Source organism: Actinopolyspora mortivallis DSM 44261, assembly GCF_000384035.1.
Lineage (GTDB): Bacteria > Actinomycetota > Actinomycetes > Mycobacteriales > Pseudonocardiaceae > Actinopolyspora > Actinopolyspora mortivallis.
This window is the reverse complement of record NZ_KB913024.1, coordinates 1,048,182-1,063,231: the sequence shown is the minus strand read 5'-3', so window position 1 is coordinate 1,063,231 and position 15,050 is coordinate 1,048,182. Positions and strand designations below refer to the sequence as shown.

Genomic DNA, 15,050 nt, shown 5'->3' with positions numbered 1-15,050 from the left:
CTCCGAGACCACCGGATCGACACCACGTCCACCGCAGTCTCGGAAACGTCCGCTCAGTCCCCGGTACGCCAGTGATCGGGTTCGAAGACCTCGTAGTGGATATCCGTTTCGGCCACACCCGCCGAAAGCAGTTGCCGGTGCGCCCGGCGCATGAAAGCCAACGGACCGCACAGGTAGGCCTCGGTGCCCGGCGGGATCCCCAGTCCCGTCAGGTCGGGTGTCCCCGTCCGTTGCTCCGGCCAGGCTCCCTCGGGGTTCTCGTACCACACGTGTGCCTCGACGTTGTCGAGTTCGGCGACCAACCGCTCGAACTCGGCGCGGAACGCGTGCGTGCTCGGGCGGCGGTCGCCGTGCACGGCGATGACCCGACGGGCGGAGCCGGTGGCGACGAGGTGGCGCAGCATCGCGATCACGGGGGTGCACCCGATCCCGGCGGAGGCCAACAGCAGCGGACCGCTTCCCTCCTCCAGGACCACGTCCCCGAAGGGAGCGCTGACCCCCAGGACGTCGCCCTCACGGACGTGGTCGTGCAGTCGGTTCGAGACCTCGCCGTCCGGCTCGCCGCTCACCCTCTTGACGGTGATCCGGAGCTCCTCGGCGCGCGGGTCGCCGGTCAGGCTGTACTGGCGAATCTGTCGAGCACCGTCCGGCAGCGGGACCCGCACCGAGACGTACTGCCCGGCTCGCCACTCGGATACCGGCCCACCGTCCACCGGACGCAGCAGCAAGGTCACCACCTCCGGGGTCTCGGGGAGACGAGCGTCGACGCGGTACTCGCGCCACGTGTCACCGTCCGGGGCTCCGGCTTCGGCGTACAGCTTCTCCTCGCGGGCGATCAGGGACTCGGCCATCAGCCAGTAGACCTCCTCCCAGGCGCCGAGGACCTCGTCGGTCGCGGCCTCACCCAGCACCTCGGCGATCGCCGCGAAGAGATTCACCTCCACGACGCGGTACTGGTCGCGGGTGACGCCCAGCGAGGCGTGCTTGTGCGCGACGCGCGCGAGTATCCCTTCGGGGCGGGTGCCCTGTTCGTCGACCAGCGCGGAGGCGAAGTGGGCGATCGAACCGGCCAGCGCCCGACGCTGTGTGCCGTTCGCCTGGTTGCCCCGGTTGAACAGATCCCGTAACAGCTCCGGATGAGCGGTGAAGAGCCTGTCGTAGAAACGAGCGGCGATCTCGTCGATGGCGCCGCGCACCACAGGCAGGGTGGCACGGACGGTCTGGGCTGACTTCTCGGACAACATCGCGAACCCCGAACCGGTATCTCAGAATCGTATTTGAGGGCATGTGAGACCGACACGTCCGGCGCGGATCGGCACCGGACTCGGTCGCGGGGTGATCAGCCACTCGACCGCGCGGAGAGGCTCAGCAGCACCGGCCCCGCCGGAGCGGTGACGAGATCCCCGACGACGATCGGGTCCAGGGACGCGAAAAAGGCCTCCTGGGCCTCCCGCAACACCGTGCGCAGCCGACACGCGTTCCGCAGCGGACAGGGCGGGTCCTCCTCGCACCCGACCACGTCCCCGGCGCCCTCCAGCTCCCGCACGAGCCAGCCCACCGAGGCGGACCGGCCTGTCGCGGTGAGACCCAAACCGCCACCCCGACCACGCCGCGCCTCCACCACGCCGAGATGCCGGAGCCGGGTGACGACCTTGGCCGCGTGGCTGTACGGAGCGGCCACGGCGGCGGCCACCTCCCGAGTGGTGGGCGTTTCCCCCTCCAGCACCGCCAGGCGCATCACGACGCGCAACGCGAGGTCGGTGCTCTTGGTCAGTCGCACGGTGTGGAGACTATCCAAATACGAATCATGGATTCCACTTCGAGTGAGCGGAACCACCTCGGTCGTGACGCTGCGGTCCCGCCGTCGGCGGGCTACCCCTTGCGGCCCGCCGGACGGTCCGGCCGTCCGGCGGGCCGCCGCACCAGGGAAGCGGGGACACGGACCCGTCCACCCGTGTCCCCGCCACCGCGGTGGGGACCGACGGGTCTGTCGGGCGAATCCGGTCGGGAACGGATCCGGCTCACCAGTCCGGACGCAACGGCATCGCGCTGTCCCCACCGTCCGGACGCACTCCGAGGATCTGGTGCAGCTGGATACCGCCCCGTTCGAACGCCAGCCGCGAGGCGGCCATGTACAACCGCCACACCCTGGCCGTGGCCAGTCCGGCCTCGGCCACCGCCTCCTGCCAGTTCCGGTCCAGGTTCGCGCACCAACCTGCCAGCGTGAGGGCGTAGTGCTCGCGCAGGTTCTCCTCGTGCCGCACTTCCAGCCCGTTGTCGTGCATCCGCGTGACGAGTTCACCGGGCGGTTCCAGCTCGCCGTCCGGGAACACGTAGCGTCCGATGAACTTGCCCGCCCGGGCCGGGTAGGAACCGTCGGGACGGGTGATGCAGTGGTTGAGCAGCCTCCCCCCGGGACGGAGCCTGTCCCGCAGCGAACGGAAGTAGCCGGGCAACTGCTCCCGCCCGATGTGCTCGGTCAGCCCGATGGAGCTGATCGCGTCGAAGCCGCTCTCGGGAACGTCGCGGTAGTCCTGGTAGCGTACCTCGGCCACACCGCTCAGTCCCCGCTCGGCGATGGCGCGCTGGGCCCACTCGGCCTGCTGCCGGGAGAGGGTGACCCCGATGGCGCGCACCCCGTAGTGCTCGGCGGCGTGCAGCACCATGCCGCCCCACCCCGCACCGATGTCCAGCAGCCGCATCCCCTCGGTCAGTCCGAGCTTGCGGGCCACCAGGTCGTGTTTCTCGTACTGCGCCTGCTCCAGGGAGGCGTCCGGCTTGTCGAACACGGCGCAGGTGTAGGTCATCGACGACCCCAGCACCCGTTCGTAGAAGCTGTTGGACACGTCGTAGTGGTGCGAGATGCTGCGGCTGTCCCTGCTCTTGGAGTGCCGCCTTCCCCACGCCCGCTTCTCAGCCGAGGGAGGCCGCACCGGCCACCAGAACCGGTACCAGCCGAACCGGGCGAACAGCTCGGCACGCAGCCGCCACGGGATGTCCCCCAGGTCGACCGGGGGGAACGCCGTGAGGGCCGTGTACATGTCACCGTGCACGGTGATGTGACCGTTGACGTAGGCCCGGGCCAGTCCCAGTTCCCCGGGGGCCGCGGCCAGATGGGCCAGGGCCAGCGGGGACTCGAGCACCACGGCAGCCGGCGCCTGCCGGGGGCCGCACCTGCTCCCGTCGTAGGCCCGGAACTCCACGGGCAGCTCCGCGCCGAAAACCCGCGCGAAAACACTCGCCAACGTCATTTCGCGATTCCTCCGTTGTGGTGGGCGTGCGTGTGTCGTACCGCCGGGCCCCGACGAGTCCCGGCACAACGTTCACTCACCCAACACGCACTTCTCGTACAGTCCGGGGAGCCTGCCCGCCCCGTCGTAACGCTCCTTGAGCCGTCGGTAGGTGTCGCCGTCGTAGTGCCGCCAGAACTCCTCACGGCCGTAGTACGCGGTCGAGTACAACGACTTGTGCCCGTCCAGTTCGGCCACTTTCGCCTCGATCTCGCGGTTGTGGTCCCCGAACCGTCCGCCGGGGCGCACCGGGACGGTGGCCCAGAAACCGACGTTGACGTAGAGCCGGTGCGGGTCCATGGGATACAGCGGCCACCCCGCCTCGTCCCGCAGGCGGACCGGGCACAGCCACACCGGACTGATACCGATCCTGTCGTGGAAGAACTCCAGGAACCGCGCGAGATGCTCCACGGGAATCTCCACGTCCTGGATGACCGGTTCCCGTCGCGGACGGCCCCGGACCCGGTTGAGCCGGTCCGAGAGGCCGAAACGCTGGTCGAGGGACACGAGTCTGCGGTAGAAGTCGGACCTGAGGTACCTGCGGGGCCACAGCGGCCGGATCCACGGGTGCTGGGCTCCCAACGCCCGGGAACACCAGAACCAGTCGGTGTCCCACCGCCACAGGTAGTCGGAGACCCGCAGACAGTCGGTCGCGCGTTCCCGCACCGACCGGTAGTAGATCCGGTTGCCGGTGTAGTCACTGCGGAACGGCGCCCCGTCCCGGAAGGTTCCCAGGGTCAGGTAGAGCTCCGAGGGACCGAACACCGTGCCGTCGACGAAGTCGACGTGTTCGCCCTCCCAGGCGTGGTGGGCCCGGATCTCCGCCGTGGCCCGGGCACACTCCTCGGCGGAGGTGAACCGCACGTGCCGCAGCCACACGTGGGCCCGGACGGGTTCCAGGTCGATCACCAGCCGCAGGGCGTAGCCGAGCGAGCCGTAGGAGTTCGCGAACCCGCGGAACAGTTCGGCGTGCTCGTTGTCGGCCCGCGCGGTGACCACCCGACCGTCCCCGGTGAGCACGTCCATCTCGCGCACGGACTCGTGGGGCAGACCGTTCCGGAACGAGGAGGACTCGATTCCCAGTCCCGCCACGGCACCGCCGAGGGTGATCGTTCTCAGCTGCGGCACCACGGTGGGCATCAGACCGTGCCGCAGGGTGGCGGCCACCAGGTCCTCGTAGGTGGTCATGCCCTGCACCTCGGCCGTGCGGGAGTGCGGATCCACCGACAGCACCCGGTCCAGCCCGGCGACCTCGAGCCCGCTGCCCCGCACCGGTGAACGGAAACGGAACAGGTTCGAGGTGGACTTGGCCAGGCGGATCCGCTCCGACGAGGGGATCCGTTCGTACCGTGTCAGCAGCGCGGAGACCTCGGCGGCGTGGCCGGCCTCCGCGGCGGGATTCGGGGAATCGGTCTCCATGATCTCCGACCTTAGGCCCCCGGCCCGGGGACGGCATCCCGTCCGGACCGATCCGCGCGAACTGTGAGCGACGCTACCCGCTCAGCGGGCACGACGCAGTGCCCAGGCCTCCAGCCCGCGGAAACCCGGAACCTTGTTCGGCCCGAGTCCGGTCAGCGCGAACCCGGCGAGTTCGTGCATCTCCCGCGCGCACTCGCGGTCGACCAGCACCGAGGCCGGACGGGCCAGTGTGGTGAGTCTGCTGGCTATGTTGACCGTGGAGCCGTACACGTCCCCGAACCTGGCCAGCACCCTGCCCTTGGCCAGTCCGATCCGCAGTGGGGGCAACAGTGACTCGGCGGCCACCCGCTCGTTGAGCGAGAGCGCTATCTCACCGGCCTCCCGCACCGTGTCGGCGACGAACAGCACCTCGTCACCGACGGTTTTGACGATCCTGCCGTGGTTCTCGGCGATCACCCCGGTGACCAGCTCCTCGAAGGCGTCGATCAACCCGGCGAGTTCGAGTTCGCTGTAGTCGCGGATGAGCCTGGTGTAGCCGACGATGTCGGCGAACCCCACCACCAGGGTGGGCTCCTCGGGGCGGGTGTCGCGCTCGTTGAGTTCGCGGACCGCCACCGCCGACAGGTGTCTCCTCCAGACGTAGTTCTGGAGGTCCTCCATGACGGGCAGGATCGCGTCGGCGAAGCGGGCCGTGGTGGCCATGTCGTCGGAGAAGCTCTCCCCCAGCACCGAGCGGAAGATCCCCATCTGCCACTCGGCCAGCCGGGACATCGTCTGCGCCAGCGAACGCGCCACCGCGGTTTCCAGTTCGGGCGGTATCACCTCGGCCGAGACGAGCTGAACCACGGTGCGCAACGCGGTGACGTCGAGGTCGGTGAACACCACGGACTCGTCGGAGACGTGGGCGAACCCCATCGCCTGCCAGAGCCGTTCCGCTCTGGACAGCTCCACCCCGGCCAGGCGTGCCACCTCGCTCTTGCGGTACCGGGGCTCTCCCCCGAGCAGGGACCGTTCCACCGGGTGCTCGGGAGCCACGAAGTCATCGTGTGGTTCGAACGACGAGCACATCGCACTCCGAACGTCGTGAGATCTCCGAGGGAACCGATCCCAAAATGCGTCCCTTCACCGTGTTCAGCCCGCGACTTCCCACCACGAGCAGCTCGGCCGGGCGCCGCTCGGCCACGTCGAGCAACGACTCGACCGGCGATCCCAGCACCGCCACGGTATCTACCAGGCGTGCCCCGGCCGCACGGGCGTGCTCGGTGGCCGTCCGCAACCTCTCCTCGGCCGGGGCCGAACCGACCACCTGGAAGGCTTCCTCCCCCATCTCGTCCCGGGCACGTTCCACGTCACGTCCGCTGTTCGGATGATACGCGCACACGATCACCAGTTCGGCGGAGTCTCCGGCCACTTCGGCGGCGCGGGCGACGGCACGCATCGACGGCGGCGACCCGTCGGTCCCGACCACGACACTGCGGTAGGGCGGCATCGTTTCTCCTCACACGGGGCTGCTCGGACACACCGGGCGCACACACCAACGACCACGTGCGCACCCCGTGACGCCGTCGCCTCCTTCCGAGCACCTCCCGGTGGCCGTCCCCACCGAAGTCAACGACGGGTGCTCTCGCGCCGGGCCAACAGCAGCTGTAGGTGGACACTCAGCCGTTCCGCGGGATCGTCGAGGTCCACCCCGCTGATCTCCACGGCTCTGCGCACACGGTACCGAAGGGTGTTCGGATGCACGTGCAACGTCAGGCTGGCCGCACGCACGTCCCCGAAGGACTCCAGGTAGCACAGCAGGGAACGGGTGAACTCGGTCCCGTTGTCCCTGTCGTGCGCCCGTAGGAGGGCCAGGCGCGGATCGCGCATCCGCTCGTTGTCCCCGAGGGTGGTCAACACCTCACTGAGCAGCACCCGGGAGCGGACGTCGGCGATCGTGGCGACCTCCGTTCCGGGATCGTGGCCCAGGGCGTCCAGGATCCGGTCGGCCTCGCTCCGCGAGACCGCCACCTCCTCCAGCCCCGGCACCACAGAGCCGATCCCCGCCTGGACCCGGGAACGGAGGTGCCCGCGGGCGGCGGTGACGATCTCCTGGGTCAGGGTGGCCACGGCCGTGGTCGCCTGCCGTTCGGGAAGGTCGGGAAGCAGCACGTAGACCCGCGATCCGATCGTGGTGACCAACGCGCTGCGCCGGTAGGCCGCCGCGTGCACCGAGATCAGGCTGGTCATCTCGGCACGTTCCAACTCGATCTCGGACCTGTTGGACATTCCGGCCTGCTCGCGGGGACGCAGGGTCAGCACCACGACCACCACGGGACGGTGCGGATCCGCCCCGATGTTGGCCGCGGCCGACTGCCCGTCGATGCGGTTCTCCAGCAGTCCCGTCAGCAGGTTCTCGCGGAACCGGGGTCCCATCGTGGTCTCGGTCCGCTGACGGATCAGGTGCAGGGCCGCCACCCTGGCCGCTCCCACCAGAGCGCGTTCGGTGCGTTCGCTCAGCGGACGGGCACCCTCCTGGACCCAGATGGTGCCCAGCGGCTGGCTTCCCGCGTGGATGCCCACGGCCATCCTCCGACGGATCCCCAGCTCCGGGCGCTCCTCGACGTGCACGACCTCCTCCCCGTGCCGCAGGCGGCGGTACACCCCCCACTCCCGCAGCATCGCCAGGTAGGACTCCGGGCCCCGGCGACCGAGAATGGACAGCCTGCGCAGCTCGTCGACCTCGTCGTCGGAGCGCGAGTAGGCCAGCACCCGGTTCGCGGTGTCCTCGATGCTGACGATGCCGTCGGTGATCGCGGCCACCGTCTGGGCCAGCGAGAACAGGTCCCCCAGTGCCTCGCCGACGTCCCCCTCACCGGCCACACGCGCGTTGTCCACCGCCGAACGGGCGAACGACTCCAGCTGCTCCCAACGCACCCCCGGGCGCACCCCGAGCAGGGCGACCCCCTCGTCGATCGCCGCCTCCCGCAGTGCCCGCGCGTCCTGCTCTGCGTCCACCTTCACGGCCACCGCCGAGGCCGAGGCCCGGGCCGCGCGGCGCACCAGTCGCACGGCCGAACGCCCCCGGGCACCGATGATCAGCACCAGGTCACCGGCCCCGGCACCGGAGTCCTCCTCGGGGTCGACGATGACCACGTCGCCCACCTCCACGTCGAAACCGGCCGGTGCGGCGAGCACGTCGACGAGTGGTTCCCCCACGGCGATCAACAACTGCCGCAGCGGCACCCCCCGTGAGCCCTCCCGAGCGGAGTCGGGCTCCGTCGAACCGCCCGTCCCCTCCGTGGAGGGTCCGGGCGCGTTCGCGATTTGTTCGATCGGCCAATCCATCGCTGTCAACGATAGACGTGTGTACAAGCGGGGTGAGCCCGGTGACTCCTATGCTCGACAGCAGACGAGCCGGTCGGCCACGGGCGGGCCACCGATCCGAGCAAGCAGTCGCGCGAGGAGGCGTACGGCTATGGATGCCATCACTTCGGTCCCGGTACCGGCCAACGAGCCGGTCAAGTCCTACGCCGTGGGAACGGCCGAACGAGAGTCCCTGAAAAAGCGCCTCGCCGAGCTCCAGGCCGAGTCCGTCGAGCTCACCATGACCATCGGCGGCAAACAGCGTATGGCGGGCGGCGAACGCTTCAACGTTGTTCAACCGCACAATCACTCCCATGTTCTGGGCGTGTGCGCCCAGGCCACCAACGAGGACGTGGCCGAGGCGGTACGGGCCGCCAAGGACGCGGCGGCGGACTGGGCGGCCACCCCCTTCGACGAGCGCGCCGCCGTGATGCTGCGCGCCGCCGACCTGCTGTCCGGGCCGTGGCGGGACACCATCAACGGCGCGACCATGCTCGGCCAGTCGAAGTCGGTGCACCAGGCCGAGATCGAGGCGGTCTGCGAGATGGCCGACTTCCTTCGCTTCAACGTGCACTTCGCGCGCCGCATCCTCGCCGAGCAGCCCGTCTCGGTGCCCGGCGAGTGGAACCGCATGGAGTACCGTCCCCTGGACGGGTTCGTCACCGCCATCACCCCCTTCAACTTCTCCGCCATCGCGGCGAACCTCCCCACCGCCCCGGCCCTGATGGGGAACACGGTGGTCTGGAAACCCACACCGACCCAGCAGTTCGCCGCCCACCACACGATGCGGATGCTGGAGGCCGCCGGACTCCCGCCCGGAGTCATCAACATGGTCACCGGTGACGGGCAGGCGGTCAGCGAGGTCGCGCTCACCGATCCCGACCTCGCCGGACTGCACTTCACCGGCTCCACCGCCACCTTCAAGAAGCTGTGGAAGACGATCGGGGAGAACCTGGACAACTACCGCTCCTACCCCCGCATCGTCGGCGAGACGGGCGGCAAGGACTTCGTGGTGGCCCACCCCTCGGCCGATCCGGCCAAGGTGGTGACCGCCCTGGTGCGCGGTGCCTTCGAGTACCAGGGGCAGAAGTGCTCGGCAGCCTCCCGTGCCTACGTTCCCCGTTCGCTGTGGGAGTCGGGTCTGCGGGAGAAGCTGATCACCGCCACCCGCGACATCACCTACGGCGATCCCACCGACTTCTCCCACTTCGGTGGTGCGGTGATCGACGCACGCGCCTTCGCCAAGCACAAGGCCGCGATCGACCGGGCCAGGAGCGAGTCCTCACTGGAGATCCTGGCCGGCGGTGAGTACGACGACTCGGTGGGCTACTTCGTCCAGCCCACGGTGCTGCTCGGCGACGACCCGTACGACGAGGCGTTCACCACCGAGTACTTCGGGCCGATCATGGCGGTGCACGTCTACGAGGACAACCGCTACTCCGAGATCCTGGACACCATCGACGAGACCAGTCCCTACGCGCTCACCGGGGCGGTCTTCGCCACCGACCGGGACGCGATCCAGCAGGCACACCGGCAGCTGCGTCACGCGGCGGGCAACTTCTACGTCAACGACAAGCCCACCGGTTCCATCGTGGGGCGTCAGCCCTTCGGCGGCGGCCGTGCCTCCGGCACGAACGACAAGGCCGGCTCGATGTTCAACATCCAGCGCTGGGTCAATCCCCGGGCGATCAAGGAGACCTTCGACGCCCCCACCCACCACGCCTACCCCCACCAGGGCTGAGTCAGACGGGGCCCGGAGGGCGACACCATCCCTCCGGGCCCTTCCGGGGCATCGGCGGTGGGCGCCCGGAAGGGCGTTACCACGAGCCCGGAACGGCCCCGGGACAGTCGTGTTCCGAGCGGACGGGGCCGGAAGGGACCGTCACACGGCCCACCCACGGGAGGGTCCGCCCGACGACCACCTCCGCGAATCACTTCCGAGAACAGTTTCCAGGAGAGAAGATGCTGCGCACCACTATGCTGGCCGCGGCCCGCTCCGGTGCGGTACGCAGGCTGGTGGAAGCCAATCCGCTGACCCGTCCCGTGGTGGACCGTTTCGTCGCCGGTGCCGACACCTCGGACGCGATCGGGGTGACCGGTCGGCTCGCCGAAAAAGGGCTGCACGTGACGCTCGACCATCTCGGGGAGGACACCACCGACGCGCAGCGGGCGGACGACACGGTGCGGGCCTACCAGCGCCTGCTGGGCGAACTGAGCCGGGCGGGGCTGGCGCACCGGGCGGAGGTGTCGGTGAAGCTCTCCGCGGTGGGCCAGCAGTTGCCCACCGACGGGGAGAAGATCGCGTTGGACAACGCCCGTCGGATCTGCGAGTCCGCCTCGGAGGCCGGAACCACGGTCACTCTGGACATGGAGGACCACACCACCACGGACATGACGCTGCGGACGCTGTCCGACCTGCGCGTGGACTTCCCGTGGGTGGGTGCGGTGTTGCAGGCCTACCTGCACCGCACCGAACAGGACTGCCGCGACCTCGCCGCCGAGGGCTCCCGGGTGCGACTGTGCAAGGGGGCCTACTCCGAACCCGCCTCGGTCGCCTTCCAGGACAAGCAGGAGGTCGACAGGTCCTATGTGCGTTGCCTGCGTGTCCTGATGGAAGGGGAGGGCTACCCCATGGTGGCCACGCACGACCCCAGGATGCTGCGCATCGCCTCCGAACTCGCCGGTCGGGCCGGACGCACCGACGACAGCTACGAGTTCCAGATGCTCTACGGCATCCGCCCCGCCGAGCAGCAGCGCATCGCCGAGTCCGGACAACGGCTGCGTGTCTACGTGCCCTACGGCGAGGAGTGGTACGGCTACTTCATGCGCAGGCTGGCCGAGCGGCCGGCCAACATCGGGTTCTTCCTGCGTTCGCTGTTGGCCCGCTGAGACCCCCACCCGCGGATTCCTTCTCCTCCTCCCGCCGAAGGGAATCCCACCGTGGGCCGAACGGCTCCGGTGGCCGTGTGGTCGGCCACCGGAGCCGTTCTCGTGTCGGGGACACCCGGAGCCTTTCCGATCACGTCTCCCTGGGGCACACGCCGTCGGATTCCCCCGAGGCGTGGTGGGGGAGACCGCGTGTCGCGGACAGGACGCACCACAGGTGAACACGACGGTGGTCGCTGGGAAGGGGTGGAGAAAGTCGTCACGCCCACAGGGCGGAGTCACTGCCGGGATACCTCGCCTCGGCCGGGGGTGTGTTCCGCGGCGCGGAAGGAGCCGTCCGCCGCACCGGCGGTACCCGGGCTCCGTGGTGCGCGATACTGGGATCGAACCAGTGACCTCTACCGTGTCAAGGTAGCGCTCTCCCGCTGAGCTAATCGCGCGAGGCGGAGGCGGGAATCGAACCCGCGTACAGGGCTTTGCAGGCCCTTGCCTAAGCCACTCGGCCACTCCGCCGAACTCACTCACCCACCCCACCGGCTGGGGTGGTGAGCACCAGAGCGGATGACGGGATTCGAACCCGCGACCCTCAGCTTGGCAAGCTGATGCGCTACCGCTGCGCTACATCCGCGTTCACGACGGGACCGCTCACTCCGGCTCGACGTCTCCGCCGTGTTGCACCATGACTCTAGACCACGCCACGAAGCGCGATCAAACCGGGGGGCCCTCTCGGTGAACGCCCCCGCGGGAAAGACCCCTCGGGGTGCGAATCAGGAGAGGTCGTGCGGGAGCAACCTGGTCAGCGCCTCGTCGATGCTGACCCAGAGACTCTCGTTGCCGGGAACGACCACGTCGTAAGTGCGGTCGAGGAAGTCCGCGAGCTCCTGGGCCGAGGCCTCGAACACCGCGTGTCCCGAGGGAGAGCTGAGCTCGATGACCACCACTTCCGGATCGTCGGCGGAGGGCCGGATGGCCACATCCCCCTCGCCGGCGTGTGCGATCAACCCGTCGGCGAGCAGATCCCGCGCGAACACCCACTCGACCCAGCCGGCGCGGCCGGTACGGAAAGCGGCCACCACCGCGTAGGGGTCACGGGTGTCGTAACGCAGCTCGACCTGGACGGGCACGGCGGGCGTCTGCGGAGCCAGCAGATCGAACACCGCCGTCGAGCGAAGGGTTACATGATCGTTGCGCATCGTCCTCGCCTTCCTAGGTTCCCTTCGGTCACTGGGACATCGACCGAGCAACACAGTTGTGACGGTTGGCCGGGTTCATTCGCTCGCCACTCCTGAACAGATCACCCATGAGGGTGAAAATTAATTCACTGGGCTACCAGTGAACTCCACAGAGTAACCGGATATCCCCGCGGGCAGGGTGGATTCCCGATTCGTCGCCACGGCGCCGCCGCCGACACCTCGAAGAAAACCACCGAGCACACCGATCACGCAATCGACAACCGCGCCGGTTCCGATATCAACCGCGATACTTCCTTTCGGATCTATGCACCCCAACACAGATCGTCCGGACCGACATGGAACGAACCCGTGGGCAACACCCCGACGAGACCGGCACGACCCTCGAAAACGATCGTTGTCGCGCGGCCCTCACGGGACGTCACTTTCAGGATAAGCGATAGTTGCGCAGCAAGCCGTTTCACGCAAGACAACCAGGAGAGGCACACCACAAACATTCACCGAAACGGGCTAATATCGAATACTCCGAAACCGCGTTCTCACGCCTGAGAGCCCCTCACGGAAGAGAGCGGAGTCACAGTGTGAGATAGCCGGCCCGGCGGGGACCTCTCCCGTACGTCGCACCCACTCGGAACCGGACGCACCGGGAGAGCCGTTGACCAGTCTACAGGCCACACGGTCTCTTCTATGCTGGAACACTGAGGACAACAGCCCTCACCACCGACCCGAGGGCGCCGAGCACGAGAGATCCGTCCACTGGCAGGTGTCTTCTGAGCAGGACCACAAGCCCCGGCCCGCGGGACCGACAGCACCACGAACCGCCCCAGGGTTCCCTTGCGGGCCTGCGTGATCGGCTGCACCGACTGCGGGAACGACTGCACGCCCGCAGGGAACGCATCCGTGCCCGCCCCACCCTGAACACCCTCTACCGGGGGACCCTCGGCCTGGTGGGCGGGATGGTGCTCGTGCTCGGCATCGTGATGATCCCCTACCCCGGCCCGGGTTGGCTGTGCGTCTTCACCGGACTCGGCCTGCTGGCCACCGAGTTCGCCTGGGCACACCGGGTCAACGCCTTCGCCAAGCATCACTACCAGCGGTGGGCGCACTGGCTCTCCCGACAGCATCCGCTGGTCAAGCTCTCGGTCATGGGAGCCACCGGACTGACCGTGCTCGCCACACTCTGGCTCGTCGGGGCTTTTGACCTGGTCGGGAGGCTGTTCGGGGTGGAGTGGCACTGGTTGGCCTCCCCCCTGTTCACCCCCTGAGAGAGCTCGTGTATGCTTTTCGATGTCGCCGACGGGGCGAGGCCAACAGAACAAGAACAGGGCGATTAGCTCAGCGGGAGAGCGCTTCGTTCACACCGAAGAGGTCACTGGTTCGATCCCAGTATCGCCCACCCGTACGGTCACATGTTCTCTTCGGACCACTTCGCCGAGAGTGAAGTGGTCCGACTTTTTTTCGGGTTTCTTTCCGGCGGGCACTCCCCATTCCTCGGGTGAACCACGCCCCGGGCTTTCCCGGTTTTCCCCGATACCCTCGAAGAGGGTGACGCGAAACACACCACCCACGCCACTTTTCGGTGAGTCCTCCGGATGTCACGGTGATTTCCGAACGGAACCCGCCCACGTCAGGACAATCCCCAACCACATTTCATCACTTTTCGCTCATATACAAGCACATTCCGTGTTCTCCTTCTTTCGGTCGAGTCGACGCTCCACATCCGGACCGATCGACGGAACCGTCACGACCGACTTACCGTCCCGGAGACGGGACCGGCCCCTCCAGACTGCTCGTATGCACAGCTCACGCTTCGCACCGGTAGACACCGAAGCGGAAACCGCACACACGGTCCCACCGACCCGCTCGGGCGAGTCCACAGCGTCTCCGTCCGGAGCCGGTGCCCGACTGCGCTGGCTCGACGCGCTGCGCGGCTTCGCGCTCTGTGGCATCCTCCTCGTCAACGTCCCCCAGGTCCTGCACATGCGTGGGATCACGGACGGCGAGAAGTATGCGGTGCGCCACGTGCTGGACATGTTCGTGCAGCAGCGCTTCTTCCCCCTCTTCTCCCTGTTGTTCGGGATCAGTTTCGCCCTGATGCTGCGCCGAGCGCAGGACAGCACCCCGCATCCGAGGTGGGTACTCGCGCGCAGGTCGCTCGTCCTCGCCGGACTGGGGGCACTGCACCAGCTCCCGCATCCGGGCGAAGCGCTGTTGTTCTACGGGATCGGGGGGCTGTTGGTACTGCTCCCGCTCAGCTGGACACCGCTGTGGCTGCACGCCCTGCTGGCGGGAGCCCTCACGGTGACCGGACTGACCGCCGCCAGCGGTGGTCTCGCCCTGGTGCCGGGAGTTCTGGGCCTCGGCTTCCTGCTCGGCAGAAGCGGCGTGGTGTACCGCATCGGCCGAGCCGTGAACGGGACGAGCACGACGTTCGCGGTTTCCCTGGTGCTGTCGGCGAGTGCCCTGCTCTGGCAGGAACAGGACCCGCTCTCCGCCGGATTCAACCGTGCCTCGGCGGTGGCCGGCATGTGTCTGGCCCTGACCTACGCCACGGGACTGCTGCTCGTGCTGCGCACCCGAGCGGGTCGGCGTCTCTCCCCCGTCCTGGAGACCCTGGGACGGATGGCGCTGACGAACTACGTGAGCGCCACCCTGCTGTTCGTTCCGCTCGGCCACCTGCTCGGTCTGTGGGAGTCGAGTTCCTGGCTTCCCATGCTCGCGCTGTGCGCGGCGATCCTGACGGCGCAGTGGGCCTTCGGACGGATCTGGCTGGCCAAGTTCCGCTACGGCCCCCTCGAATGGGGCTGGCGCTGCCTCACCTGGTGGCGCGTGGTGGAGTTGCGGAGGACGCCCTCCCCCTCGGGCTGAGCTCCGAAGCACCCCGGATGCACCTCCGGTGTGGGAGATCTCACTTCCCCGC

General features: G+C 68.5%; 12 protein-coding genes and 4 tRNA genes. 5 read left to right on the top strand and 11 right to left on the bottom strand.

Annotated elements, in window-relative coordinates; translation table 11 throughout:
* Nucleotides 1-53 precede the first annotated feature (53 nt).
* The 7 genes from ACTMO_RS0105235 to ACTMO_RS0105205 form a co-directional block, all read right to left on the bottom strand.
* Entirely contained in the window at nt 54-1,244 is a 1,191-nt protein-coding gene (locus tag ACTMO_RS0105235; protein ID WP_026448902.1) for a globin domain-containing protein, read from the bottom strand.
* Between the two features lie 95 nt (nt 1,245-1,339).
* Nucleotides 1,340-1,780 carry an RrF2 family transcriptional regulator gene (locus ACTMO_RS0105230; protein ID WP_019853611.1) on the bottom strand — a complete coding sequence of 147 codons (441 nt, stop codon included), beginning with the start codon at nt 1,778-1,780 and terminating at the stop codon, nt 1,340-1,342.
* 241 nt (nt 1,781-2,021) lie between these two features.
* Nucleotides 2,022-3,251: an SAM-dependent methyltransferase gene (locus tag ACTMO_RS0105225; protein ID WP_019853610.1), complete on the bottom strand. Its 1,230-nt coding sequence runs from the start codon at nt 3,249-3,251 to the stop codon at nt 2,022-2,024.
* A 72-nt stretch (nt 3,252-3,323) separates the two neighbouring features.
* Complete coding sequence (locus ACTMO_RS0105220) at nt 3,324-4,709, bottom strand: FAD-binding oxidoreductase (protein WP_019853609.1); 1,386 nt, start codon at nt 4,707-4,709, stop codon at nt 3,324-3,326.
* Nucleotides 4,710-4,790: 81 nt separating this feature from the next.
* Complete coding sequence (locus tag ACTMO_RS0105215) at nt 4,791-5,777, bottom strand: adenylate/guanylate cyclase domain-containing protein (RefSeq protein WP_019853608.1); 987 nt, start codon at nt 5,775-5,777, stop codon at nt 4,791-4,793.
* Entirely contained in the window at nt 5,749-6,198 is a 450-nt protein-coding gene (locus ACTMO_RS0105210) for a universal stress protein (RefSeq protein WP_019853607.1), read from the bottom strand. The genes ACTMO_RS0105215 and ACTMO_RS0105210 overlap by 29 nt, the downstream gene beginning before the upstream one ends.
* 119 nt (nt 6,199-6,317) lie before the next feature.
* Nucleotides 6,318-7,934 (bottom strand): helix-turn-helix domain-containing protein, encoded by a 1,617-nt coding sequence (locus ACTMO_RS0105205; protein ID WP_019853606.1) that lies wholly within the window; start codon nt 7,932-7,934, stop codon nt 6,318-6,320.
* A 232-nt stretch (nt 7,935-8,166) separates the two neighbouring features.
* Here ACTMO_RS0105205 and pruA point away from each other — a divergent pair, with 232 nt between their 5' ends.
* Both pruA and ACTMO_RS0105195 read left to right on the top strand, forming a co-directional pair.
* On the top strand, nt 8,167-9,795 hold the full coding sequence (pruA, locus tag ACTMO_RS0105200; protein WP_019853605.1) for an L-glutamate gamma-semialdehyde dehydrogenase: 1,629 nt from the start codon (nt 8,167-8,169) through the stop codon (nt 9,793-9,795).
* Between the two features lie 221 nt (nt 9,796-10,016).
* On the top strand, nt 10,017-10,943 hold the full coding sequence (locus ACTMO_RS0105195; protein WP_019853604.1) for a proline dehydrogenase family protein: 927 nt from the start codon (nt 10,017-10,019) through the stop codon (nt 10,941-10,943).
* Nucleotides 10,944-11,305: 362 nt separating this feature from the next.
* Here ACTMO_RS0105195 and ACTMO_RS0105190 read toward each other — a convergent pair.
* The 4 genes from ACTMO_RS0105190 to ACTMO_RS0105175 form a co-directional block, all read right to left on the bottom strand.
* Nucleotides 11,306-11,380, bottom strand: a tRNA-Val gene (locus ACTMO_RS0105190).
* Between the two features lies 1 nt (nt 11,381).
* Nucleotides 11,382-11,453 (bottom strand) — tRNA-Cys (locus ACTMO_RS0105185).
* 43 nt (nt 11,454-11,496) lie between these two features.
* Nucleotides 11,497-11,568 (bottom strand) — tRNA-Gly (locus tag ACTMO_RS0105180).
* A gap of 139 nt (nt 11,569-11,707) precedes the next feature.
* Nucleotides 11,708-12,133, bottom strand: coding sequence for an SsgA family sporulation/cell division regulator (locus tag ACTMO_RS0105175; protein WP_026448901.1), 426 nt, complete (start codon nt 12,131-12,133; stop codon nt 11,708-11,710).
* A gap of 695 nt (nt 12,134-12,828) precedes the next feature.
* On the opposite strand from ACTMO_RS0105175, the gene ACTMO_RS24170 reads away from it, so the two are divergent.
* The 3 genes from ACTMO_RS24170 to ACTMO_RS0105160 all read left to right on the top strand — a co-directional run bounded on the left by ACTMO_RS24170 (nt 12,829) and on the right by ACTMO_RS0105160 (nt 14,998).
* Nucleotides 12,829-13,395, top strand: coding sequence for a TIGR02611 family protein (locus tag ACTMO_RS24170; RefSeq protein WP_211213033.1), 567 nt, complete (start codon nt 12,829-12,831; stop codon nt 13,393-13,395).
* A gap of 59 nt (nt 13,396-13,454) precedes the next feature.
* Nucleotides 13,455-13,526: transfer RNA gene (locus ACTMO_RS0105165), tRNA-Val, on the top strand.
* A gap of 398 nt (nt 13,527-13,924) precedes the next feature.
* Complete coding sequence (locus tag ACTMO_RS0105160; protein WP_019853601.1) at nt 13,925-14,998, top strand: DUF418 domain-containing protein; 1,074 nt, start codon at nt 13,925-13,927, stop codon at nt 14,996-14,998.
* Nucleotides 14,999-15,050: the final 52 nt, after the last annotated feature.